Annotated in this window: 25 protein-coding genes; 18 read left to right on the forward strand and 7 right to left on the reverse strand. The window is 51.2% G+C overall.

What is annotated here, in order from left to right:
* Positions 1-53 precede the first annotated feature (53 nt).
* Both MHFGQ_RS02165 and MHFGQ_RS02170 read left to right on the forward strand, forming a co-directional pair.
* Positions 54-887, forward strand: a complete 834-nt coding sequence (locus MHFGQ_RS02165) for a response regulator (RefSeq protein ID WP_245907764.1) — start codon at positions 54-56, stop codon at positions 885-887.
* A gap of 148 nt (positions 888-1,035) precedes the next feature.
* Complete coding sequence (locus MHFGQ_RS02170; RefSeq protein WP_146127117.1) at positions 1,036-2,247, forward strand: S8 family peptidase; 1,212 nt, start codon at positions 1,036-1,038, stop codon at positions 2,245-2,247.
* On the opposite strand, the gene MHFGQ_RS02175 is transcribed toward MHFGQ_RS02170, so the two are convergent.
* The 6 genes from MHFGQ_RS02175 to MHFGQ_RS02195 form a co-directional block, all read right to left on the reverse strand.
* Entirely contained in the window at positions 2,239-2,577 is a 339-nt protein-coding gene (locus tag MHFGQ_RS02175; RefSeq protein ID WP_170066157.1) for a protease complex subunit PrcB family protein, read from the reverse strand. The genes MHFGQ_RS02170 and MHFGQ_RS02175 overlap by 9 nt on opposite strands.
* A 79-nt stretch (positions 2,578-2,656) precedes the next feature.
* Positions 2,657-4,330 (reverse strand): bifunctional diguanylate cyclase/phosphohydrolase, encoded by a 1,674-nt coding sequence (locus MHFGQ_RS02180; RefSeq protein ID WP_106004595.1) that lies wholly within the window; start codon positions 4,328-4,330, stop codon positions 2,657-2,659.
* Between the two features lie 128 nt (positions 4,331-4,458).
* A complete protein-coding gene (locus tag MHFGQ_RS13900) occupies positions 4,459-4,590 on the reverse strand; it encodes a cyclic lactone autoinducer peptide (RefSeq protein ID WP_106004594.1) in 132 nt (43 codons plus the stop codon).
* Positions 4,591-4,596: 6 nt separating this feature from the next.
* Entirely contained in the window at positions 4,597-5,229 is a 633-nt protein-coding gene (locus MHFGQ_RS02185; protein ID WP_170066156.1) for an accessory gene regulator ArgB-like protein, read from the reverse strand.
* Positions 5,223-5,693 carry a hypothetical protein gene (locus MHFGQ_RS02190; RefSeq protein WP_106004592.1) on the reverse strand — a complete coding sequence of 157 codons (471 nt, stop codon included), beginning with the start codon at positions 5,691-5,693 and terminating at the stop codon, positions 5,223-5,225. The genes MHFGQ_RS02185 and MHFGQ_RS02190 overlap by 7 nt, the downstream gene beginning before the upstream one ends.
* Positions 5,694-5,778: 85 nt before the next feature.
* Positions 5,779-8,130: a diguanylate cyclase gene (locus MHFGQ_RS02195; protein ID WP_170066155.1), complete on the reverse strand. Its 2,352-nt coding sequence runs from the start codon at positions 8,128-8,130 to the stop codon at positions 5,779-5,781.
* A gap of 26 nt (positions 8,131-8,156) precedes the next feature.
* Between MHFGQ_RS02195 and MHFGQ_RS02200 the strand changes: the two genes are divergently transcribed.
* Entirely contained in the window at positions 8,157-8,321 is a 165-nt protein-coding gene (locus tag MHFGQ_RS02200; RefSeq protein ID WP_170066154.1) for a PDC sensor domain-containing protein, read from the forward strand.
* Here the strand turns inward: MHFGQ_RS02200 and MHFGQ_RS02205 are convergent.
* On the reverse strand, positions 8,315-8,893 hold the full coding sequence (locus MHFGQ_RS02205) for a Uma2 family endonuclease (RefSeq protein WP_106004590.1): 579 nt from the start codon (positions 8,891-8,893) through the stop codon (positions 8,315-8,317). The two genes, MHFGQ_RS02200 and MHFGQ_RS02205, sit on opposite strands and share 7 nt — an antisense overlap.
* Positions 8,894-9,166: 273 nt before the next feature.
* On the opposite strand from MHFGQ_RS02205, the gene MHFGQ_RS02210 reads away from it, so the two are divergent.
* Genes MHFGQ_RS02210 through cas4 form a run of 15 tightly spaced genes read left to right on the forward strand, consistent with a single transcriptional unit; the run spans position 9,167 to position 24,369 of the window.
* Positions 9,167-10,057 (forward strand): CRISPR-associated protein Csx14, encoded by an 891-nt coding sequence (locus tag MHFGQ_RS02210; RefSeq protein ID WP_106004589.1) that lies wholly within the window; start codon positions 9,167-9,169, stop codon positions 10,055-10,057.
* Positions 10,054-10,434: a CRISPR-associated protein Csx15 gene (csx15, locus tag MHFGQ_RS02215; protein WP_106004588.1), complete on the forward strand. Its 381-nt coding sequence runs from the start codon at positions 10,054-10,056 to the stop codon at positions 10,432-10,434. Before MHFGQ_RS02210 ends, csx15 begins: the two co-directional genes overlap by 4 nt.
* Before the next feature lie 8 nt (positions 10,435-10,442).
* Positions 10,443-11,471 carry a type III-B CRISPR module RAMP protein Cmr1 gene (cmr1, locus tag MHFGQ_RS02220; protein ID WP_106004587.1) on the forward strand — a complete coding sequence of 343 codons (1,029 nt, stop codon included), beginning with the start codon at positions 10,443-10,445 and terminating at the stop codon, positions 11,469-11,471.
* A complete protein-coding gene (gene cas10, locus MHFGQ_RS02225) occupies positions 11,468-13,243 on the forward strand; it encodes a type III-B CRISPR-associated protein Cas10/Cmr2 (RefSeq protein ID WP_106004586.1) in 1,776 nt (591 codons plus the stop codon). Before cmr1 ends, cas10 begins: the two co-directional genes overlap by 4 nt.
* Complete coding sequence (cmr3, locus tag MHFGQ_RS02230) at positions 13,227-14,324, forward strand: type III-B CRISPR module-associated protein Cmr3 (protein WP_106004585.1); 1,098 nt, start codon at positions 13,227-13,229, stop codon at positions 14,322-14,324. The genes cas10 and cmr3 overlap by 17 nt, the downstream gene beginning before the upstream one ends.
* 1 nt (position 14,325) lies before the next feature.
* On the forward strand, positions 14,326-15,525 hold the full coding sequence (locus MHFGQ_RS02235; protein WP_106004584.1) for a putative CRISPR-associated protein: 1,200 nt from the start codon (positions 14,326-14,328) through the stop codon (positions 15,523-15,525).
* Between the two features lie 22 nt (positions 15,526-15,547).
* A complete protein-coding gene (cmr4, locus tag MHFGQ_RS02240; protein ID WP_106004583.1) occupies positions 15,548-16,501 on the forward strand; it encodes a type III-B CRISPR module RAMP protein Cmr4 in 954 nt (317 codons plus the stop codon).
* Positions 16,502-16,505: 4 nt separating this feature from the next.
* A complete protein-coding gene (gene cmr5, locus MHFGQ_RS02245) occupies positions 16,506-16,898 on the forward strand; it encodes a type III-B CRISPR module-associated protein Cmr5 (protein WP_211292838.1) in 393 nt (130 codons plus the stop codon).
* Positions 16,891-18,045: a type III-B CRISPR module RAMP protein Cmr6 gene (gene cmr6, locus MHFGQ_RS02250; protein WP_106004581.1), complete on the forward strand. Its 1,155-nt coding sequence runs from the start codon at positions 16,891-16,893 to the stop codon at positions 18,043-18,045. The genes cmr5 and cmr6 overlap by 8 nt, the downstream gene beginning before the upstream one ends.
* 25 nt (positions 18,046-18,070) lie before the next feature.
* The gene (locus MHFGQ_RS02255) at positions 18,071-19,525 is read left to right on the forward strand and encodes a TM1802 family CRISPR-associated protein (protein ID WP_170066152.1); all 1,455 of its coding nucleotides are present in this window, start codon (positions 18,071-18,073) and stop codon (positions 19,523-19,525) included.
* Entirely contained in the window at positions 19,515-19,928 is a 414-nt protein-coding gene (locus MHFGQ_RS02260) for a TM1802 family CRISPR-associated protein (RefSeq protein WP_106004579.1), read from the forward strand. The genes MHFGQ_RS02255 and MHFGQ_RS02260 overlap by 11 nt, the downstream gene beginning before the upstream one ends.
* A gap of 30 nt (positions 19,929-19,958) precedes the next feature.
* Positions 19,959-20,873 carry a type I-B CRISPR-associated protein Cas7/Csh2 gene (gene cas7b / locus MHFGQ_RS02265; RefSeq protein WP_106004578.1) on the forward strand — a complete coding sequence of 305 codons (915 nt, stop codon included), beginning with the start codon at positions 19,959-19,961 and terminating at the stop codon, positions 20,871-20,873.
* A 5-nt stretch (positions 20,874-20,878) separates the two neighbouring features.
* Complete coding sequence (cas5b, locus tag MHFGQ_RS02270) at positions 20,879-21,601, forward strand: type I-B CRISPR-associated protein Cas5b (protein ID WP_106004577.1); 723 nt, start codon at positions 20,879-20,881, stop codon at positions 21,599-21,601.
* Positions 21,588-23,864, forward strand: coding sequence for a CRISPR-associated helicase/endonuclease Cas3 (locus MHFGQ_RS02275; RefSeq protein ID WP_106004576.1), 2,277 nt, complete (start codon positions 21,588-21,590; stop codon positions 23,862-23,864). Before cas5b ends, MHFGQ_RS02275 begins: the two co-directional genes overlap by 14 nt.
* Positions 23,857-24,369 carry a CRISPR-associated protein Cas4 gene (gene cas4 / locus MHFGQ_RS02280; protein ID WP_106004575.1) on the forward strand — a complete coding sequence of 171 codons (513 nt, stop codon included), beginning with the start codon at positions 23,857-23,859 and terminating at the stop codon, positions 24,367-24,369. The genes MHFGQ_RS02275 and cas4 overlap by 8 nt, the downstream gene beginning before the upstream one ends.
* Positions 24,370-24,373: the final 4 nt, after the last annotated feature.

Below are 24,373 nucleotides of genomic sequence, written 5' to 3' on the forward strand. Positions count from 1 at the left end.
GAAAACCCCTTTATAAATTCGGAATAGATACCGGAAGCGGACCGGAAACTGTCTTGAAGGGAGAGCTGAAAACTTTGCTTGCCATGCCGGAAAAAAGCGTCCTGCTGGTGGAAGACTCGACACTCACCAGGTTTTCCTCAAGGAGAACACTGGAGGAGAAGGGCTACCTGGTGGACGAAGCCGCCAGCGGCCAGGAAGCGCTGGTTAAAGCCCGAGGGAAAGGAGAACCGTACGACCTGGTGATCCTCGACATCCACCTCCCGGGAATGGACGGCCTGGCTGTGCTGGAGAACCTCAAGCGCCTGCCGGAGTACCGTTACGTCCCGGTCATGGTGGTAACGGTCGAGAGCAACGCCGCCGTTGTCAAGAAGGCGATAGATCTGGGGGCGGTGGAGTACCTTTGCAAGCCCTACTCGGTCGAGGAGCTGGTGCGCCGCGTAGAGAAACTGATAGGACCGGGTGTCAGGGGAGAAGAATCCCCTGCGGAGATGCTCCATAAAGTACTCAGGAATGAGCTCAACCGGGCGAGTAGGGGCGGCTTAAAGGTAGCCCTGGTCCTGGCCAGGTCGGAAAAGTTGGGCAAGGGAAAGATTGGAGAATGCGCCAGGCAGGCGCGACGACGCCTGCGCGAGATAGACACCGTCATAGAGCTCAGCAAGAGCACGCTGGCGTTGATTCTCCCCCATACGGGAAAAGAAGGCGCGCAGGTGGTAACGACGAAACTAGAGAGTTTCCTCCAAGGGACGTGGAGCTACGGGATTGCGGTATATCCCGACAACGGAAAGGACGGGGAGGAGCTTTTCGCCTACGCCGAAGCTGCCCTTAAAGAGAGCTGGGAGAAAAAAGAGCCGGGTGCACCAGCCCAGCAGCAGGCGTCTGATACGTAGCATTCCAGGAAAACTTTACTTTTGGCCTGGAAGGAAGGATGCATAAAGTTGGCTCAAGAGGGGAGTGGGTGTCTGTACGGTCAGCAGCGAAATCTCCAAGTCGTGCGTTTTATGTTATGAATATCTAGCGGGAAGGAGAGGACATGCTTTGCGAAAGTTGTTGAGGAGTTTGCTTTTATCTTTAGCGGGGATAATTTTAGTTTTGCTATTTGCTTTTACTAGTAGTTTCGCGGCTATCAACCCCTTTTTAACTGCCGGCCAGGATGACACGCCCGCTTCGGAGCAAATTCTCGTTAAATTTAAACCCGGCATCCCTCAAGCCGTTAAGGAGAGGGTACATGTTCAAAATGATGCCCAGGTAATTGACGCTATCCCTGAGATAGGAATAGAAGTAGTTAAAGTAGCAAAGGAAAAAGCCCGGGAGAAGGTAGCCAATTACAGCCGCAATCCCCATGTGGAATTTGCCGAGCCAGACTACATAGCCCGCGCCGTTTTCATTCCTGATGATCCCTATTTTGAGAAACAGTGGGGAATGGCCAAGATTCAGGCACCAGATGCTTGGAAGGTGACCAAGGGGAGCCGGGAAGTAAAAATCGCCATTCTAGATTCCGGGATTGACCAGGATCACGAAGACCTGAGAACCCAAATTGTGGCCAACGTTGATTTTACCCCTAGCAAGACGGTAGATGATAAATTTGGTCATGGTACTCACGTGGCGGGAATTGCTGCAGCGGCCACCAACAACGGCAAAGGGGTGGCAGGTGTCGGCTTTAAGTGCAGCCTCATGAACGTTAAAGTATTGGGCGATGACGGGAGCGGTTACTATAGCTGGTTGGCCAAGGGTATAATATGGGCCACAAAAAATGGGGCCAAGGTCATCAATATTAGCGCCGGTAGCAACAGGCCTTCTAAGGTATTAGAAAAAGCTATCAATTATGCCTGGAGCCGGGGAGTGGTCCTGGTAGCCGCGGCCGGTAATGACAATTCCTCAGCTCCCTTTTATCCCGCTTTTTATACCAATTGCCTCGCAGTAGGAGCTACAGACGAAAACGACAGCCGCGCGTTCTTTTCTAATTATGGGCCATGGGTGGACATTGCCGCCCCGGGTTTAAACATCTTTTCTACCACCCCCAACCACGACAACTATATTCACAATTATGGCATAGCCCTGGGCTACGACTACCTGTCAGGGACCTCTATGGCCAGCCCGCACGTAGCCGGAATAGCAGCTTTAGTCTGGGCCAAGTATCCTGGCTTGAGCAATGCAGAGGTAAGGAAGAGGATCGAAGAAGGGGTGGATCCTGCAGGGGGCTTTGATCCGCCTATAGGACGGGTTAACGCCTATAAGGCTTTACGCTGAAACATTAGTTTCGAGGCGGGCTAGTTCCAACCCCTTTTCTGCCACAAAGATAAACGTTAGCAGCCCGCGGGGAGATAAAGCAGCTTTAGCTACCTCAGCGACCATTAGGGGGCGAGTGATAACCTGGGGATAAAATTTTAGGGGTTCCGGCTCGATTAACTTTATTCTTATAATAACTTCCCGATCATGTTGGGCTATCTGCGAAATTGAGATCTTATAACCGGGATTGGGTTTTATCCCCCAGCAGGCGAGGAGATAAATATTTTGGATAAAGTCTGCTCCCTCGGGGGTTACATGGTAATACTTTTGGTAGTTTTCTTCAGTAAGCACTAAAAAAAGCGCTTCCGGGGAAGGTATGGCCCAGGACCCAGGATTGGGCAGGAGGCGGAAAGGTATAGAAGCATCCCTTCTACAGATAGGTGTACCGCTTTTCATATGCTTCTTTCACCGCTTCCAGAAAGAGGTCTACGAGCAACGGGTCATAGTGCTTACCAGCATATTTCTGCAATTCTTGGCTAGCTTGCAAAAAGGTCAGTGCCTTCTTGTAGGGGCGGTCGGTAGTCATGGCATCGAAGCTGTCGGCCAGGCGCACGATGCGCGCCGGGAGCGGGATTTCCTCTCCTTTTAAACCATCTGGATAACCAGAGCCATCGTAGTTTTCATGATGGGAGCGAATAATTGGTGATATATCTTGGAAAAATAGTAAAGGTTTGACTATTTCGCTTCCTAATATTGTATGCATCTTCATGATCTCCCATTCTCTTTCGGTTAAAGAACCTGTTTTATTGAGGATAGCGCTCTCAACTTCGATCTTACCCAGGTCGTGTAAATAGGCACCGTAGCGCAAGGTATCTTTTTCTTCCTCAGAGAGGGATAATTTTTTCGCTAGGGCCAAAGAATAAGACATAACCCTCTCCGAATGGCCGAAGGTGTAGCGGTCTTTGATATTTATCAGCGCCACCAGGGTCTGGAGGGTGGGGAAGGCTTCCTTGACTTTTAAGTGGGTTATCTCGCTTATTATAGAATAATAAAGGTAAGCGTCACCTCGTGAGTACTTGGTTCTGTATAGGTCATTTTCTGCCGCCCTCACCAGGGACGAAACCCCGTCAGCATCAGCCGGGTAGCTCGCTAATCCTGTAACAATGGTAAAGGGCTTAAAAGGCGGCGTCCTTTCACTCTCCAGCAAGGAAACGGTGGCCCGGCTCACTATTTTTTCTTTTATAAGTGAAGTCACCCTGGCAGTCTCACTTTTTTCTTTCCCGGGAAAAACCAGGGCGAATTCATCGCTGCCGTAGCGGGCTGCATAACACGGCTCTTTGATTTCCTCCCCCAATAGTTGCCCGATGTTGGCTAAAATTTCATCCCCCTTCTGGTAACCGTATACCGTGTTAAAGTACTTAAATTGATCGATGTCTAATAAGGCAAAGGATACAGGAAGATTTGCCGCTGCCGCTTTTTGCAAGGTTAGGGCCAGCTTTTCCTGCAGGTAGCGGTGGTTGTACAGTCCGGTTAATTGATCGTAATCGGCCAGCTGGAGCAACTCCTGCCGGGTTTTCCTTTCTACTTCCATCAGCCCGCCCACCAGCCAGGTGAGCAGGAGATTAACGCCGGTGATGATGGAGTTTGTTTGGAAGATTTCGGGAGGCAAATAATTATGCAGCCGGTAATCCAGGAAAAAAAGGAGGGCGCTGGCCAGAACAGCGGCTGTTGTCCCCCCCAGCTTGCCCAAGCTGGTGGAGGCGATTATGGAGGGGACCAAAATCAAAACCTTGGCCCCGAAAAAATTATGGCTGTACCAGAGAAAGATAAAGGCCAAAGGGAAGATGACGGCCAGGAGTAAAATCTCATCTATCTGCGGCTGTTCCAGAGTAGTTATCCTGGGGAGGAGCTTGCCGGCAGTATACGCTATAATTGTTGCAGCGAATATAATAAACATAAATAGCAAATACAAACGCAGATGTAAGCCTAACGGTAGATTATAAAAGCTGAAAACGATCATTAAAAAAATTAAAAGGCTGACGATATGGGTAACTAAAATATACTCGGATATCTCCTGCGCCCTCTTTTGCTCCCACTTGCGCATCGACGCTTCTCCCTTGTCAAATTAAAGCTGAGCCGTGTTCTCCCCTTCACTTGCTTGGACCCGAGAGCCTCCATTATTCCCAAAAAATTGGTACCGGGAAGGGCGGGGCTTCCCGGTACGAAAGTGCTTTACTTGCGGAGGGACCTGGGCACCTCGGGCTGATAGAAAAAGAAATTACAAGTCGGTTTGACCCCAATAGCAGCGGCGAAGGCCAAGACGCTGAATGCAAAAGGCAAAAGGCGGTAAAGTAAACGCTTCATCCCCTCTCACCTCCCTACTCCCGGTGAGATTATTTCGTCTATGAGAGTGGCAAACCGGTGTCCCGCCCTGGTCAAAGTAAAGGTCTGCCACCATAGACCCAGGCTCAGGGCCAGGACTACGGCCGGGGCCCCGGCCGTAGCCAGCAGGGCAATTTGTACGGCGGCGATAAAAAATACGCTGGTAATGGATAAACGCCGCATTCTCTGGCGGTATTCCGGGGAAAGAAGGGGTTTGGCCGGAGAATCTACCGGGGCCAGGCGCCAGACGAAGGTTAAAGATAAGAGCGACCCCAGGATAACTATTATGAAAAGGTTAAAGGGGCTTAAATGAGGTGTCAATATTAGAGACGTTTTCCCCAGGGCTGGGGAAACAACTGCCCCCAGCAGGGTGCAGGTTAGGGGCGACCGGCTGTGGGCCCCGCCGGACCAAAGGCGCAGGAAAGCTGCCGTTAAGGTAGCGGCCAGGGTGGTATACAGGCAGCCTAAAAGCCAGCCTACCAGGCTGATGGACAGCAAGCTTATAAGGGGATAGATAATAACTTGCAGCCCATATAGGGCGATCTCTTCCTCATCCGGGGTCAAATTGAGCTTCTCCTTCAAGTAGGCGGCAGCCGGCCGGGTCAGGTTAAACCTTAACAAACCAATCCCCTCTTCTGGTTATAATAATTCTTGACTAAAGCCAGGACCAACAATAGTACTGTGTAGGGAAGGGCAAAGGCTGCTCTCAAAAAAGGATTGGCGAAGACTTCTTCATATTCCAACCCGGTAAGGTTTAAAAGGGGTTGTGCGTAAAGTAGCTCGGCTGTGGCTATGAGAGCAAAGCATAGCAGGACGGCCAAAAATATTTTGGACAGTTGAGCGCGGGTGAAAAGGCGGGTATAGGCAGCTAAGGATAAGATCAAAATTACCGAATGCACGCCAAAGGCGATGGGCAGTAGGCGCACCAGGTTGGTGAAGGTCTGCAACAGGGCAATGGCAAGAATCTTTCTATCTTTTATCCGCAGGTTTAAAAGGCTAAAGACCGCCATCGTTTCAACCAGGCTTTCGGGAAAATCCTGGAGAAGCAAAGCATATATTATGCCTGGAAAAGTTTCTTTAAACATCTTAGGACACCTCGGCTGCCGCATCTTTTTTCTTCGAAAGTTTATTCGACAGAAAAGCTTTTTCTCCTGCCAAAAAAAAGCAAAGTTACCCTCCCAACTCGATATTCAGGCACATTTCCTGCAGCCTTGCAGCGTGCCCTGCAGTAATGTAATCCTTTTCCTTCAGGGCTGCCAGCAGGGCGCCAACAATCTGGTTTCGCGCGCTGGCCCGATTTTGGAGCTTGTTGCGGTACATGAGGTCGTCGGCCTTCTTGAAGGTTTCTTCCAGGGATTCCGCTGCGTTCTGGCAGGTGGCCACCCCTAGGGAGAAGTGCAGGGGCAGCTCGGGATGTTCTTTATTGGAGGCCTCGATGGCCGAGCGGATCCGCTGGGCAAGGTCCTCTCCAGTTTTTTCGCCTGTTTTGGGCAGGATGGCGGCAAATTCATCCCCCCCAATGCGAGCCACAATATCTGAGCGGCGCAGGGAGGTTTTTAGAACACCAGCGCAGGCCTGTAACAGTTCATCGCCTTTAGCGTGGCCCAGGGTATCGTTGACCAGTTTTAGGCCGTCCAGATCCGCCACCAGGATGGTTATGGGATATTCCCGGCTGCCAGACAAGCGCTTGAGCTCTTCCTGAAAGAAAGCCCGGTTATAGAGGCCCGTTAAAGAATCGTGCAGGCTTAAGAACCTTAACTGTTCCTCGTAGCGCTTGCGCTCGGTGATATCCAGGGTTGCCTCCACCGCCCCTATGACTTTTCCATCTTTATCCTTCACCGGCGTGGCGGTAATGCTCCAGAAGCGACCGTCCTGGGAGGCTACCTCACCTGTGCATACCTGGCCGGTTTCCATAGCCTGGACCACCGGGCAGCGAGGGCAGGGAGCGCTCTTCCCTTGCCATATTTCGTGGCATTTGGCTCCGAATAGCTCCTCGGGGTTCTTGCCCACGGATTGGCCCGCAGTCCGGTTGGCCCAAATGACGTGCATGTCCCGGTCCAAAAACGCGACCATCTCGGTAAGGCTGTCAAGAATCAGAGATTTTTCGGCCATTAACCTCTGCAGCTCTTCTTCCAGGATTTTACGCGGGGTGATATCGGTCAAAAAATGCAGGGTAGCGGGCTGCCCTTCCCATTCGATTACCACAGAGTTGGCCTCCATCCATTTGACGCTCCCGTCCTTGGCAAATATTCTGAAAGAGCAGGCATACAGAGGGCTTTTTTTCTCCAGCAATTCCCGGTAGTGCTGTACGGCACTTTCCCTGTCTTCGGGATGAATGAAGTCCAGGAAAGGTCTGGATAGAAGCTCTCCTGCCGTGTAGCCCGTGTGGGCCAGTGTTGCCCGGTTGACAAAGGTCACCACGCCGTCCTGGACAACGATGATGGTTTCAGTGGCGTTATCTACCAGAGAAGAGCATTTCTTTTCCTTCTCGCCTAGTTCCCGTTGGTACTCCTCAAGCCTTTCCAGCATTTTGCTGATTTCAGAGGAAAGAAGGGCAAGCTCATCCTTTCCCTCCAGAGGGGGTATTCCGGGGGCAGGGGAGGGAGAGCGGCCGATGCCAGTAACTACGGCGGTAAGCCGGGCCAGGCGGGAGAGAACTGCCCGGTCCACCCAGAACAAGGCAAGAAGGCAGCATAAAGCTGCCGCCAGCGCAAGAAAGAGGCTGAAGGCTTGTCTTGCGGACAGGAACGCCTGAGCGGCGCGCCGGTAGGAGTTCGCCTGGAGGATTAAGGCGCTTTCACCTTGCAAATCCTTAATGACGGCAAAGCCGGCGCTCTCCTCCGGGGAAACAATTTTTACGTAAAAGGGTTCTCCGTTTTTAAGGGTTCCCGCTGGCTTGAGCTCGCGGAAGTCTATGGCCTCCGGCGGGTGAAGGGAGAGGGGGAGACGGGTGATTTCCGAGAGCTCTTTCACATCTTTATCCTTGAAGGTGCGGGCGAAGATAAGGGTCCCCCGGGCGGGGCCGCTACCATCACTTTTTAAAACGGGCCTGGCGGCCACCAGCACCGGCCCTTGTGGCGTTACCACCACCCCTTTAAGGCCGCCGGTTTGGTTATGGGCTGTAAAAACAATGCCGGGAGGTAAGGGTATTTCTTCGCCCGCTTCAGGGTCGTATCCTCTGGCGTATACTATTTCTCCCCTGGTATTTAGGAAAACTGCATAATTAAGCCTCAAAATTTGAAATACGTTATCGACCAGGTTTTTTTCTATATATTCCCGGTTCCTGTCCTCCACGAAGCTATACGTGTCGTCCCAGGTAGCCCAGTCTGCGGCAGATTTATCTAGCGCCGCTATTTCCCTTTCCAGGGCTTGCAGGGCCCGCTCCACATTCTCTCGGATACTTTCGTTTTCCAGCTTACCTGCAATATTCCCTGCTATAACATGGGAAACAGCAAAAAAAATAAGGGCAAGAAGGGCAAAGACGGCGCAGAAAACAAGGAGTACTTTGGTTTTTAAGGACATCCCCATATCTCTCCTCAAAGTCGACCATGGACGGGGAAGAGTATATATCAACGGTGTATGTGTCGGCCATTACCCGGCAACCCTGGCGCACCCTGTCTTTGCCTATACGGGACGGCAGCGGCAGGATCGTTGGCGTGCTGGCAGCCGAGCAACGAAGCAAGCCAGCCACTTTGGAGCAAATGGGTTACTGAAGTGGAGCGAAAATTTCTTTTACTTCTACTGCAAATCCTTTCAATAAGATGGATTTAGCCTGGCCCGTTTCTTCGACATGATGGACAAGGACGAAATTTCCCTCCTTTTGCTGAAAAACCTCAATGCTTTTATCTTCGGGATCTACAATCCAGTATTCTTTTACACCGCACCGCGCGTAAACACGGGCTTTTTTCTTTAAGTCATAATAGCCGGTAGAGGGAGAAAGAATCTCCATTACCAGGTCGGGAGCCCCTTTTATTTTTGTTGTTTCGATTATATGCAATCTATCCTTCGCGATAAAGATAATATCCGGCTGGTAGGTTTCTTTTTCCTCTAAAAATACATCTACAGGTGCGGTAAAAAGTATCCCCAAATCCTTTCCCGCAAGGAAAAACAACAGCTTTTCAATCAGACGCATTAGTATGATCTGGTGATAGATACCGGGTGCGGGCGTCATAATGAGTTTACCTCCGATTAGTTGAAAGGGAGTTCCTTCCGGCAGCCTGGCGTAGTCCTCGTAAGTATAGCTGTTCTTAACGGGGATTATCATTTTTTCCTGGTAAATACCCATTGCAGTGCCCTCCTCTCATTATGACTTTCCAGCAGGCCTTTTCGGTAGTCACCAATCTAACTTTAGTATAGCCATTGCTGACCAGGTTTTTCAATCCTGGCGTATGGATGAATTTAGGTGAACAACCAACTTTAATTCTGTTGGCGCTGGAGCAGGAATTTTTTCCCTTGGTGTCGAATTACTGCCTTACCACTGTTATACAGTAGTAATTTTCTACTAAAAAAATTGGTACTCAATCGTCTTGGCCATCCTGGAGCTTAAAGGCATGATGAAATGGAACACACCAAGAAAAACCGGCAGCATCCCGAAATTTTGATTGCCACCCTGGGTGTGGAGCCTCAGGTAGTGACTATTACCCTTGACCGCTTGCTAGCCGACGGTCGGTCTATCAGCGAGGTCGCCGTAATCTATACAGAGAACCCGGCGGTACGCCAGGCCCTGGAGATAGTTGCCGGCGAGTTTGCGGGTCCCTGCTACCAAGGTATCAGTTTTCGCCCGGTTCCAGTAGCCTTAGGGCGAGGGAAAATACAAGATTTTTGCAACGATGCCGACCTGCGCGCCCTGCTGCGCACCCTGTATGGTGAGGTGCGCCGCGCCAGGCAACAGGATTTTATTGTCCACCTGTGCGTTTCCGGCGGGCGCAAGGTCATGGCTATTATGGCCATGGTCGTGGCCCAGCTCCTGTTTGGGCCTGAGGACTGTGTCTGGCACCTGGTTACCGAGGGGTGGCAGCCCGGCGACCGGCGCCGCTTGCACCTACCTGCGGAGGAAAAAGTCTGGCTGGTACCGGTGCCGGTTTTGCGCTGGCGAGAAGCAGGTACGCTGATGCGCATGGTGGCCAGGCTGGATGACCCTGCGGAAGTAGTAGCCTGGTACGAAAAGTTAAGCCGTGATGACCAGGAAAGGCGCAAGAGCGAGTTCATCCGGCACTGGTTGACGCCGGCCGAACGGGAAGTAGTTAAACTCGCCTGTTATGGTCTGGACAATAAGGCTATAGCAGCCAGGCTTTATAAAAAAGAACAAACCGTAGCCAACCAGCTGCGCGGAGTTTATGAAAAGTTACGGGAATGGCTGGGCTACCCGCCTGGTATCGTCGATCGCAGCGTGCTAATCGCTGAATTTGCTTCCTATTTTCACCATCCAGGAAGGGATGACTCAACGTGAAGATTATCAATTTTGCTCACCCCTTGACCCCGGCCAACCTGGGGGAAATAGCCAGGCTCAGCGGTGGTGGAGTGGAGGAAGTAATCGAGGTAACCTGTCATATCGATCCCCGTTGCACCCTAGAGCCCCAGATTGAGGCCCTGGTTGATAGCCTCGGGTTTAGCTCCTGGGAGTGGCAAACTGGCTCTTTCCTGTTCAATCTCCCTTCCCTTAATTACTGCGCTGCGGTACTGGTGGCCCATCTGCACGGGCGTATAGGGTATTTCCCGGCTATGTTGCGCCTGCGGCCGGTAGATGAAAGCTTTCGTTGGCGCTTTGAAGTGGCGGAGATTATCAACCTGCAGGCCGTTCGCGAGCGAGCGCGCAGGCGGCGATAAGGAGGGAGATGATGCAAGACATAATTCTTACTTGCGAGGTTTTAACGCCAATGTTTCTGGGTGGGGCGGATGCCAGGGAGCCAGAGTTAAGGGCGCCATCAATTAAAGGAGTCCTGCGCTTCTGGTGGCGGGCCCTCCACGGCTTTGACCCCCTGTTAAAAACAAAAGAAGGCAGTATATTTGGTTCGGCAGGTGAACATGCACAGAAAAGCAGAATCACCCTTAGAATTGAGGGAGAGGATTTAACTCCTTACATTACAAAAGAACCCCTTCCCCGCCATACATATCAGGTAAAAGGACATGAATTGAATATCCTGGAGTACCTGGCCTACGGAACCTATATTTATAACCGGATGCAGAGAAGGAATGAATTCTACCGCGCCTATATTAAACCTGGTTACAGTTTCAATCTAATCGTAAAGACAGATAATGAAGTTGATCTCCTGGAATTCTTCCTGGCTTTGCAGTATTTTTGCTGGTTCGGATCACTGGGAGCAAAAGCGCGCAATGGTTTTGGCAGCTTTAAAGTTAAAAATGTTAAAGGGCACCTTCCGGCCGGAGAGAAGATTGACTTAACCTCTCTTCCCGGGGCAAGTAGCCTGGCAAGTTTCAAGCAGTATACAGGGATTCCTAAATTCAGCGCCTTCTCTCATGGAGCCAGGCTTTTTAGAACACGGCAGGATCACAGTACCTGGGATACCTGCCTGGCAGAACTGGGCCATGCCTATCGCCATGCCCGTCTCTCCCTGGAGCCCCCTCATTCTTATAAACGGCGCCAGTATATCGGTGCCCCGCTGATTGTTAACCAGAAGCAGCAATCCAGGCTGGCCAGGCACGCCAAACCTTATTTTCTGCGCGTCCATGAGTGGCAGGGAAGATATACAGGTTATATTCTTTACCTACCGTCGCGGTATTGTACAGGCCTGGCAGGAGAAATACCAGGGAACCTTAATCTGGAAAAAGAGGATGCGGTCTTTTCCACTGCGTGCCAGGAAATGAATAAGGCATTAGGACGGTACCTGGAGGTGATAGATTGAATTCCTTACTTATTTTTACTATCGGACCTGTTCAATCTTTTATCGCCCAGGCGCGTAAGACCCAGGACCTGTACGCCGGCAGTTATATCCTGTCCCATCTCTGTGGTACAGCCGCTCGGACGGCGCAGGATAATTATGAGGCGGAGATAATCTATCCAGATTTACATAATGGATCTTTACCGAACCGTCTTGTGGCTCTTCTTCCCGTAGGAGAAAAGGAAGAGCTGCAAGAAATAGGTCGTCAGTTAGAGAGTAAGGTAAGGGATGAGTTTGTCCAGATCGGGCGGCAAGTGGTCCGGTCTTTCGGTTTACCGGTAACTCCTGCCCTGGAAGCACAGCTACAGGATTTCTTGGAAATCTACTGGGTAGGAGGGAATTGCGAACCCTCCCGTTATGCTGAGCGTTACCGGCAAATGGAAGCTGTCTTAGGAGCGATAAAAAATACCCGCATCTTTTCCTCCGGGGGGGAACGGGGCCGGAAGTGCAGCATTACCGGCGAGCATAACGCCCTTTTCTACCGGGGCGGGAAAAAGGCCTACCTGGAGCAGGCGTTCAGGGTGCCTGAAAGCGTGCCCAAGAAATACCTGGCCCCTGGAGAAGCTTTAAGCGGGATCGGCTTTATGAAACGGGCAGCCGCCAGGTATTTTTGCCATTGTTTGGGTGGAAATTTTGATTCTGACTTTCCTTCGACGGCCAGTATAGCACTAGCGGCAAGTCTCCACTTATTGCCAGCGGATATAGTTGAAAGCTATAAAAAAATTTTTGCAGGCGAATTTGACGATCAGTTCTTTTACCAGGAGAATTTAACCCCAAGACGTTTTGCACTAGAAGGCTTGTCCCTAGAAAAATTACAACAGGCAGATGCGCTTCTCAAGGAACTGTATAGCGAAGCCAAAAAGCGAGGAATAAAGTTTACGAAATACTATGCTCTCCTGGTGATGGATGGCGATAATATGGGCGAATGGGTAGCCGGTAAAAATCTGGCTGACCAGGGGCAACTGCCAGACTTCCAGCGCAACCTTACCCGGTACCTGGGTGCCTATGCCAGGGAGGCCAAAGCAATTTTGCAACTACCTCGAGGTAAGCTCGTTTATTGCGGCGGCGATGATGTCCTGGGTTTAATTAACTTGAACCATCTTCTGTCGGTCTTAAAAGATTTGCGGGATAAATTCCCGCCTTTGGAGAAAATCGCTAATATGTCTCAGCAGAAAACCTCCTCGACTTCAGGAGGAGTCTGTATTGCTCACTATAAAGCACCTCTGGCAGAAGTAATAAAATTTGCACGTAAAATGGAAGAAGTGGCCAAGGGGGTTGACGGGAAGGACGCCCTCGCTATAGGTGTATTAAAACATTCAGGAGAAATCTGCCAGACTGTTTTCAGGTGGAAGTATGATAATTTGGAACCACTTTCTTTGCTGCACAGCCTGGTTGTTCTCTTGAGTACCGGCAAGTTTTCCGATACTTTTATCAGGAATCTATCCCGGGAATTCCGCTCCTTAATCCCACCTGCTGATGAGAGCCTGGCGAAGAAGAGCGGGAATATAGCATTAAAAGCGGCAGAAGAAGAGATGGTGGCAGCCGAAATCAAGCGCCTCTTGCAGCGCTCCTGCCAGCTGCAAGACCCTACGGAGGCAGATAAAATTGTGAGTGAGCTTCGGGAGAAGTTGTTTACCTTGTATTTAGAATGTGGCCTGGTTAATTTCCTTTCTTTTTTAGATATAGCAGCTTTTCTATCCCGGGAGGTGCAGGTAATCAGTGAAGTTAAAGATTGACCCCCTGGATACCCTTTTTTTCCGCGACGGTCGGCCCTTTACCATGGGTGATGATAATTGGGCAGTAAGTATTTTTCCTCCTTCTCCCGGCGTGATTTATGGTGCTTTACGCAGTCTTTATTTCTCCTGGCATCCGAAAGAACTTGCTTTGGCCGAAACTGAGGCCGATCCTACGTCCGGTTTACAAATAACAGCTTTTTATTGGCTTATAGGTTCGGAAGGAGAAGGCAACCCTTATTATCCCATGCCCCTGGATTGCGTCAGGCTGAAGCACAACCGGCGTGAACCCCAGCGTTTTTACCTGCTAACCATGAGCTCGCTGGGGAACCTGGTGACTAACTATCCTTTTACATGGTTGTTAACGAGCCAGGATGAGGAGGTAGAAGGTCCGGTAGGCTATCTCATAGATCACGAAAGCCTTAGGAATTACCTGGAAGGCAAAAGGGCAACATTTTTCGGCCTGGATATGAATTTCTATTTGAGCCGGGAGCTCAAAGTCGGGATTGGTCGGGATGCCGGCACCAGGGCGGCAGAAGAACACCGTCTGTACCGGGTAGAGATGTTACGGTTAAAAGATATGAGCCTGGCCGTTGATTATCAGGGTCTGAAATTGCCGGAGGAGGGCTTCCTGCGCCTGGGTGGGGAAGGCCGGGCAGCCGTTTACACCCATGTGGCAGGAGCAACAGAGGAACTGCCAGCTCCTGCAGGGGGCAGGTATTTCAAGCTTTACCTGGCTACTCCCGCCTTTTTTAAAGGAGGGTGGCGTCCCGGATGGATAAATCCAGAGGGCGTAGGTAATTATCAGGGTTTAAAACTAAAGCTACTTACGGCGGCTGTGGGCAAACCACTTTCTATAGGCGGCTTTGATATAAAACGAAAGCAGCCCAAACCCATGCGCAAGGCCGTACCGGCGGGCAGTGTCTATTATTTTGAAATACTGCAAGGCACGATGGACGATGCTGTTAAGGTTTTCCACGGCCATTCAATAAGCGAGTATAGGGAAAAGGAGGGTTTTGGGCTCGCTTACATGGGCTATCTCGATCCCAAAAATCAAAGTATCTTAGAGAAAGGAGAAACCTGAGATGCTGGTTATTACCACTGTGGGCACCTCCTTGCTGGAAAATTACCGCGAGAATCACTCCGATATCGATATGGATTATCTTTATTTAAAGGAAGAACCGGCGTCAAACTGGGATAACAACGAGCGGCGGATAAACAAAATTAAAAGAGCCCTGTTGAACTGGGCCCAGGCGAAGAAAGAGACCTGCGCTGAGATTAAAAGCCTCTTTAGCATTCGCCATCATAATACTAAAGAAATAGAGGTGCGGCTGCTGGCCACGGATACCATCCTTTCCCGCTTGGTAGCCGAAGTCCTTGAACAGGTCCTCAAGGACGAAATGAAAATATTTTTTGAGCCGGAAAAAGATGTTATCAAAGGCCTGCAGGTATGGGATAGAAAACGTTTTGAAAAGGAAGGATTAATAAACCTTATCGCCAGGATCGAAGAACTAGCATTTACCTGCAAAGAGATAGCTATTAATTTTACTGGTGGCTACAAGGCGATTATCCCCTATATTACCATTATGGGACAGCTTAACAATATTCCACTCTACTACATATTCGAAGATACCGATGAGCTTATCAGGTTGCCCCAGGCACCCCTGGACATCAATTGGGGTATTTTTGAGAAGTACAGCCATATCATTGAAGACCTGGCCGGGGGAATTTATGACTGGAGCCGATATAAATTAGAACATCCAGTAGAGGAAGATTTCCAGGCCTGTATCTGGGAAGAAGGCGAATGCGCAGAATTAAATGCCATTGGCCGGATGTTTTGGAACAAGTATCACAACTATTTCGTGGTAGAAGTCTTGAAGGGGTTCAGCTATAGCAAAGATAGCAGCGGTAACAAGCGGGAAATCAACGAGGCCCTGCAGGAACTCTACGGCCGGTTGGAGAGTTTAATCAAAGAGAATAAACTCCGGACCACAGAGGAACTCCAAATATACATAAACTCGCTGTCTGAAAAGAATGATCTCCGCCATGGCGAGAACCCCGACAGGGACAAATACATTTTCAAGTCAACCAGAAAGAGCCAGATCAGGCTTGTCTATACCCCCATTATTAAACCTTACGGTCTGAGCCTGCGCCTTTTTGATTATGTCAGGGGCGATTTTGATCATGGCGAGTATATTAAAGAATTCAAGCAACGGATGAATATGCTCACAGAACCGGATTTTATTGTTATTACTTTGAGAAAGCCCTTAGGTAACAAATTTTAAAAAGCTAACAGGGGGTTGAAGAATGTTTAAAGCTGCGCGTCCTTTTTTCCTCATTGTAGAAACGCCTCTCCATGCCGGTTGCGGCAGTGACCTGGGAGTAGTCGACCTGCCCATCCAGCGGGAAAAACATACCGGCATACCTAAGGTAGAAGCTTCCGGCTTGAAAGGCTGCCTTAGGGAAGCTTTCGAGGGACTCAGCGAAACACCAAATGGTTCGCTGCCGGAACCCCTGGTGCAAGAATTTCCTGCCCTTAAAGAAAAGAGCAAGCTGAAGGAAGCTATCAACCTTGCCTTTGGACCCGAGGAAGGAGAACTCTATGCAGGCGCCCTGGGTTTTACCGATGCCAGGCTCCTGTTGTTTCCAGTGCGCTCAATGCGCGGGGTGTTCGGGTGGGTGAGCTGCCCGGCAGTCATTTCCAAGTTTCTTCATGAGTTAAGAATGGCTGGAATAAAAAATAGCTTACAGGTACCGCCGGCGTATACGGTACCCCGGGGTTGCGGGCTGATGGTAAACAGTGAACACCTGATCCTGGAAGAATATACCCTGGCAGTAAAAGAAGACACTGCCTGTACCTGCCTGGCAGATTGGCTGGCCGGTAAACTATTTCCAGGATCGGGCTATGACTACTGGTTCGCGAAGATGAAGAAAGACTTGGTAATCCTGGCGGATGATGATTTCCGTGATTTTGTCAACCTGTCCACAGAGGTAATCACCAGGACAAAGATCGACCCCAAAACAGGTACGGTGCAGGAGGGGGCCTTATTTACTGAAGAGTATTTACCCCAGGAAAGCGTCCTTTATTCCCTGGCGCTGGCCTCGCCGGTTTTTAACACCAATAAAGGCGTTTTTGCCAGGGATGAAGAGAGGGCCGTTCTCACTTTCTGGCAAAAAGGTCTGCCGGAATTCTTGCAACTGGGTGGCAATGCCACCATTGGTAAAGGGATAGTAAGGTTAAAGGTCCTGGAGGAGGATTAAAAAGGTGATTGCAGGATTAGAGCAGGGCCGGGCACGTTATGCCTATGACTGCGCCAGGCAGGGGAAAGAACTGCAAGCCAGTAAAGAATATAAATCCTATGCCAAAAAAATACCTACTCTGATCAAAACTAATGGCCTGGGGGCAACCGTGGCATTTATTGCCGCCAAAAAGAAGGATGATCCCAATAAGAAAGAATATGCCTATAAGCTTATTTATGACCAGTTGACCCAATGGCTGGTGGCAAGGGGCCTGGTGGCGCGAGGTAAAGAATTAGTTGATGCAATAATTTCCCTTGATTCCTTTTCCTACCGCATGGTTACGGTAGAAGTTCTGGCACTTTTCAAATGGGTTAGCCGCTTTGCTGAAGGCTTGATTGAAGGTGTTGCCGATGATTGAAAAGGGCAAACTGGTGATCCAGAAAGCAAAAAGTGGCAGGTATACAGGTACAGTTTGGTTGGGCGCTAAAAAAATGCCCCTGCCGTCCTTCTATGAATTAACAGATGACAGCTACAATGGGGCTGATTGTGAGGTGGAAAGGGAAAAGGGGCAGATAATAAAGATCCTTGTGGACGGGCGGGAACTGCCGCGCCGTCCCGCTAAGCAGCAAAGGGATAATTCTACTTGGGGCAGGCCAGAGCAGGACCGGCACAAGCAATATTCTGACTTCCGCCGGCAGAAGGATACCGATACCAAGGGTAAATCATCAGAAGATAATTTGAGGTTGTTTTTACCAGAAGATACTCTAAAGTTTTTACCTGCCAGAATCGACAATTTTGGCCTTCTCCTCAATAAAGCAGCCAAATATGACATCGAAGATAAAAGTTTTAAGTTTTTTAAGGTAGATAAGAAGGAGAAGGCCGGCACTTTACTTATAAAAGCTGATTTTTCCTCAATAGATTTTCCGGCCCTAAATGCGAGGCGGGATAAAGCCCTCAATGGGCTGGGTCTGCTCCTGGAACGGCTTGAACTTACCCCTAAGTGGCGGTTTGTTGTAGGCCTGGGCCAGGAATCGGTTTATGAAACAGCCTTGACCCTTCATCCTGTCTACGGTTTTCCCTTTATCCCAGGCAGCGCTATAAAGGGCCTGGTGCGCAACACAATAATCAGCGAAGTTTTTGCGGGAGATGAAAAGGCGGCTGTCGCTGACGAGGGTTTTCGGGCTATTTTTGGGTGGACCAATTACGGTACGTCGAAAAGTCATAAAGGACTGGTACACTTCTTCGATGCCTACCCGGCTGCGGCACCCAAAATAGTGCCTGACATTATTAATTCCCATTATGCCAAGTACTACCAGGACACCAGCGGAAGGATTCCACCCGGCGATTATTATAATCCGGTACCGGTTTTTTTCCTGACGGTAGCAGGGACAGAGATGATCTTTTACTTAGGCATAAACCCGGCAGCCAACCGGGCCATCGCCGGGGGGCAGTTTGCCGGACATGATTTTTTAAGCACCGCTTCCAAATGGCTTCGCTATGCCCTTAGCGAATATGGTATTGGAGCCAAAACAGCGGTAGGTTATGGTTATTTCGCTTCTTTATAGAATCAAATATGGAGGTGATAAGACTTTGGGATTTCTCCAAGCAATATGGGCCCTGGGGGACCTGGGGGGAGGGGAAGGCCTGGAGCCCTACCTAAAATTTCCCCTTGAGAAAGAGGGCCGGGTGATCAGGGTTTACCTGGACGTGCCCGACCCGGAAGCTGAGGTCCTGGATGTGCGGGGGGTGGCCCGGATTGACGTGGCCCACTTCCAGCCCGAGCCGGAAATGAAGCTGAAGTATTTGTACCGCGACCGGGTGGGGTCGGCTTCCACCTGGGGCTTTACGCCTATCCATAAGCTGGGCAAACCCAAAGCAGGCAGAGATAAAAACCGGGAATATTTACTGGGCAAGAAGGGCGACTGGCGCCGGGATAAGGACAGCCACTTTTTCAAGATCCGGAACAAGCTGCTCCTGGAATACGAGGCCACGGGTACTCTAACTTCCGGGTCGGCAGACAGGATCATGGCCGGCCTGGAGCAAAAAATCGAAGCGGTGCTGGATGACCTGGATCCCAAACAGTCCCATATTGTAATCTTTGGCGCGGCGAAAGGCGGAAATTTTCTCTACCCGGGGGAGATACCGGCCTTTGTGGCCTATTTCCGCCGCAAGCTGGCCGAAGCCCTGCAGGGCAGGGGGTGTAATAAAGGAGAAAGGTTAGTATGCGCCATTTGCGGGAAAGCGAGCGGCGACTTAACCGGGTTAAAAAAAGTCTTCAAGTTTTCTACCGATGATAAGGTTAACTTCGCGCCCGGCCTGGAAAAAGAACGAGCGGAGGCTTCTTTTCCTATTTGTCAATCCTGCCTGGAAAAAATGTCAGGCGGCAGGGAACATACGGAAAGGAAGCTGGCCAACGCCTCTATCCTGCCGGGAATGCGGCTGTGGGCTATACCTGAGGCGGTGGGCGAAGCCAGGACCCCTATTTTTACTGCCCTCCTCAAAAACATTGAGGCAAATCTGGAAGACGAACACCTGCAAAGCCCGGGGGAAAAGAGGGAGGAGAGGTTTTTTACCCAACTGGCCCGCCAGGGCGATACCGGCCTGGCCTTTCATTTCGTCTGCTGGGAACGCAATAACGCCCAGGAACTGGTGCATTTAATGGTGGAAGACGTGCCGCCGGAGCGCCTGGCCTTCCTGGAAGCACGGTGGAGCGAAACCGTCCGGTGCCTCTTCGGCTGGGATAACGACCTTCGTTCTCTGGATTCAGCCATCAGGTCCCTTTATGTAACCTTGAGCCGCTTTGCTGGCAAAAGCGAGGCCGACCGGCAGGTCTTCCGCGATTTCGCCCTCAAGGTCATCAGCAGAATGCTGCAGGGCGAGAAGCTGCCTGTGGCCGCATACAAAAAGATAATCAACGCCAGGACGGGCAAGCTGATTTTCGAAAGCGATAGCTGGTCCAGCGTGAAAGAGAGTATCCTTTTTGCCCATGCCTGGGCGGAATTCATGATCAGGGTAAACGACAGGGGGGAAGATAATGAAGCTTGACTTTCTGGATGAGTTTAAGGATCCCTACATGCAGACACCCGTGGGTAGGGGTGTTTTCTTGGCCGGGGTGGTGCTGGGCTATATGGCCCGCTGTCAGGTGGAAGGAGAAAAGGATATCGCCAGTGCTCCCCTTTTCAAGCAGCTGGAGTTTGGCCGCCTGAACATGAAGGCGTTGAAAAAACTCCTGGCGCGGGTGCCCCAGCTTTTAGCCGCCTACAGGGAGACTATGAAATACAGCGGCCTGATAGCGGCCCTGGCAGCCGAAGCTAACGGGCTAATCCTCAAAGGGGAGAACCAGGAACTGGGCGTGGACGGCAATTTCGCCTTCACCACCGGATTTGCCAATGCTTCCAGCTATTTCTGGAAGATTTTTGGCAAAAAAGACGGGGAAACAACGGAATAAAATAAATTTCTCACAGGAGGTAAATGAGTTATGTCTTTTACCAACCGGCGCGAGATACTTTTCCTCTACACGGTTAAGGACGCCAATCCCAACGGTGATCCCTTGAATGAAAACCACCCCCGCTATGATGAGGATACGGAGCAGGTGCTGGTTTCCGACGTGCGCATTAAGCGCACGGTGCGGGATGAGTGGGTCCGGCAAGGCAAAAGGGTTTTTGTAGACGGCGAACCCAAGACTTTGAAGGCCAGGTTCGAGGAGTTAAAGGGCGAGACGGGCAAAGGAAGCGGGGGAGAAGTCATGCGGGAGTGCCTGGATACCAGGTTGTTCGGCGTGACCTTTGCCCTGGGCAACGAATCCTTCTCCTGGACCGGCCCGGTGCAGTTTAAATGGGGCCGTTCCCTCCATGCCGCTACCTTTGAGTTCATCCAGGGCACCTCTGCCTTTGCCACCGAGGGCCGGGGCGGCCGGGAGAAGGAGCAGCGCTCTTTCCGCAATGAGTATAAAGTACCTTTTGCCCTAATCGCCGTTTATGGTATAGCCAACCAGTACGCTGCGCGCATTACAGGCGCAGATGATGCCGACTTAGAGGCTCTTGCCGAAGCATTGTGGCAGGGCACTGACAACCTTATCACCAGGAGCAAAAATGAGCATAAAGCGCGCTTCTACCTGGAGATAAAATACCGCACCGGCTTTGACGGCAAAATAGGCGCCCTGGATGAAAAGCTGCTTCTCTGCCCGGCGGACGGGCAGGAGCTCACCCGCGACCGGCAAAAGGCCCTGCGGCGCTTGGATGAAGTCCTGGTTGACGTCACACCACTGGTAAATGCCATGGTTGGGAAAAAGGATGATATTGAAACCGTCCGGATTATTAAAGACCGCGAGCTGAGGCTGAAAGGGGAGGATGGTCTCAAGGCTTTAGGTTTTAGTAACATCGAGCTGAGGTGATCGGGGTGGTCCTGGTATTCGACGTTTCTGCCGATATGGCCATGTTCAGGAAGCCGTACACTACCACTTCGCTTGTTTCCTTCCCTTTTCCACCCCCGACGGCAGTCGCCGGACTCATCGGAGCCATTGCCGGCTTTGACCATGGTGCTGCCCGGGGTTCCTGGCGGGCGGATTTTTGGCGTCACCTGTCCGGAACGCAGGTAGCCCTGAGCTTTAAAAAAGCGCCTTCCTGGATGATGACGGCTGTTAATATGATTAAATTTAAATCGCCCAGCGGCGATATGGGCGAGCACATCCAGGCCAAGCACCAGCTCTTGAAGAAGCCGTCCTATCGCATTTACCTGCGGGGCGGCGCCGTCTACCCTGAGTTGAAAAGACGCCTGGCAAGTGGAGAGTTTGTTTACACTCCCTACCTGGGTGTGGCCTGGGCCCTGGCAGATGTCGTTTATGGCGGCGAGTTTGCCGAGACAGAAGTTATCGCTGAAAATACCTGGGTGAATACAGTCGTACCTCTCTATGAAGGGGTACAGGTGGATGTCCTGCGCAGCGGGGCTGTCCACCGCGAGCTGGTGCCCTATCGCCTGGATGAGGAACGCCGACTGCAGGAGACTGTAAATGTGGTCTACCTGGATTTTAAAAACAAAGGGCGATTGTGGTTAAAAGAAAAAGGAAAATTGACGGTTTCCCAGGTAGGGGAGGAGAGGGTGGCCTGGTTTGGAACCTGGTGAAATCTACAGCCACGAAGGTAAGAAACTGGAGGATCACCTTTTGCGCACAGCCGCCATTGCGTATAAAATGGCGGAACATGCCGGTATTAGCCTTGGCCAGGAAGAAAAGGAGGCTATTCTCCTGCATGACCTGGCCAAGGCCCACCCCCTCTTTCAGCGGCGCCTGGCCGGGGAACACATTAAATTCGGCCATGCCGAACCCTCGGCCGCACTTGTGTTTGCCAGGACCGGGAGTCTTATTTGTGCCGAAGCCGTGCGGCGGCACCATACAGCCCTGGAAAATTTGGCTGATATAAAGCGGCTCTGGGGCAACTATAATTACAGCAAATGGAAAGATACGGTTAGAAGGCTGCCCTGGTGGCCGGGAGCTGCCCGGATAGCTGAGGAACTTGGGGGTGGAATTTCCAGGTGGCTTAACCTGCTGCCAGAAGAAGAGCAGTGGGAGGACCTGATCTTTAGCGGGGTGGAACTTTATCACCCTGACGGCATAAAGGAGGAAATGGCAGCGGACTGGCTCAAGCTGAGGCTGCTTTACTCCCTGCTGGTGGCAGCCGACCGCCTGGAGGCGGTGGGTGGTGATTTGGCGAATGTGGCGCTGGCAATAGACAAAGCAAAGTTAGACAAATATATATCCTCCCTGGGAGGCAGGAAGCTGGCCCAGTGGCGCAGCCGGGTGAGGGAGGAAGTAGTGGCCAACTCCTTAAATATAATTAAAGAGCCGGGGATATATACCCTCACCCTGCCCACCGGAGCCGGCAAAACCCTTACCGGCCTCCAGGCAGCCATGGAAGTTGCCGGGAACCTGAAGGCAGCAAGCATTATTTATGTGCTGCCTTTTGTAAGCCTGGTGGAACAGAACGCCGCCGTGGCGCGGGAACTCTTCGCCGTCGTCATGGAGGACCACCATCTAAGTTATACCAACGAAATGGCCGATGAAGGGGCGGAGGACCAGGACCCTAACAGGCGGTTTCTGGCTTTTTACCGTTACTGGCAAGAGCCGGTGATAGTGACCACCCTGGCCAAGCTATGGGAAGTCCTTTTTTCGCCGCGGGCCAACGACACCATGTCCTTTCACCGCCTGAGCCGGGCCATTGTCATCCTGGATGAACCCCAGTCTATTCCGGCCACCTGCTGGCAGGGTTTTGGTAAGATGTTGACCCTGTTATCAGAGCGGTTGGGGACCACCTTTATTCTCATGACCGCCACCCAGCCCGGGTTGACAGCGGGACAAGAGCTCGTCCCCAGGCCGGTGGTCTTTCCCACTGTGAGGCACGAATTTCACTGGCAGAAAAGCCGGATGTCCCTCGAAGAAGCGGCAGATTTTCTGGTAGCCAGGGGGGCCTTGACCAGCGATTGTCTTATCGTATTAAATACCCGCGAAGCCGCCCTGCGTATGTACTTGGCAATGAAAAACAGGGGGGCGGATCCCTTCTTCCTTTCGGCCTGGTTGACCCCTGTTCACCGGGAGGAAATATTCCGGGTTTTAAAAGAGAAAGAGGAAAAGGGGGAGCCGCGCTGCCTGATCGCCACACAGGTGATAGAGGCGGGTATTGACCTGGATTTTGCCATGGTCTTCCGGGACCTGGGACCTATGGACAGCATCGTCCAGGTAGCCGGTCGCTGCAACCGCAATGCCGGGCGGCAACGGGGGCAGGTTTATATTGCGGAACTGGTAGATGAAAACGGCAGGAGCTATGCTTCTTATATTTACGACTCGACCCTCATAAACCAAACGCGCAATGTTCTAAGGGAACATTTTGATGAAAGGGACTGCGGGGAGATAATCAAAGATTATTTTAGCGCCGTACAAGCGGCCGTGAAAGAATCAGACCTCTGGCGCAACATCCGTGAGGGTAGATGGGGTGAGTATATCGACCTGTATGCCGAAAAGCGGCCTGATGAAATAATGCTGGTGGTTGATGGTGCGGCAGAGGGGGAAGGCGCAAGGCTGCAGGATTTATTGACCGGCATTTGCAGCCCGCCCGGGTCGGAAGATAAAAATAACCTGGAGGCAGTCGAAAAAAGAAGAAGGGCCTTTAGAGAAATTACAAGGCACGCAATATCTGTTCCCCAAAAGTACCTTGAGGAATGGTACCAGCGGGAAGGGGGCATGATTTACGGCGGGGAGGAACCGTGTATCAGGGAGCTTTTCCCCTACCTGTGGCTGGTGCAGGGGGAAGGAATAGGACGTATTTACCGGCGGGAAACAGGGTTTGTCCCGGTAAAGATTGCCGCGCTGATAGAGGAGAATGATCATGATTGAGGAAAGTCTCCCGCCGGTGAACGGTACCCTCATATGGTATTACACCATTTGCCCCCGCCAGGCCTGGTTGATGGCCCGCCAGATGACACCGGATGAAAATGACGATAATGTTGTCCTGGGCCGTTTCCTGCATGAAAAAGCCTATAGCCGTGACCGGCACGAAGTCCAGGTCGGCCATATCAAGATTGACCTGGTACGAGGCCCGCGGGGAGAAGTGGTAATCGGCGAAATTAAAAAATCTAGCCATGCTAGGGAAAGCGCCCGCCTGCAGCTGAAATATTATCTCTATATCCTTAAAAAGAACTATGGCCTTGATTTAAACGGTGTTTTACTATTTCCCCTGGAAAAGGAAAAAGAAGAAGTAACCCTTGATGCTACGGGGATAGAAGAAGTAGAAAGGGCTATAGAAGGCGTGCGCGCGGTAGTAGGCTTATCCCTACCACCGCCCCCGGTAAAGACAAAGTGGTGCCGGCCCTGCGCCTACGCCGAATACTGCTGGGCTTAATAAG

The organism is Moorella humiferrea (genome assembly GCF_039233145.1).
GTDB lineage: Bacteria > Bacillota > DSM-521 > Neomoorellales > Neomoorellaceae > Neomoorella > Neomoorella humiferrea.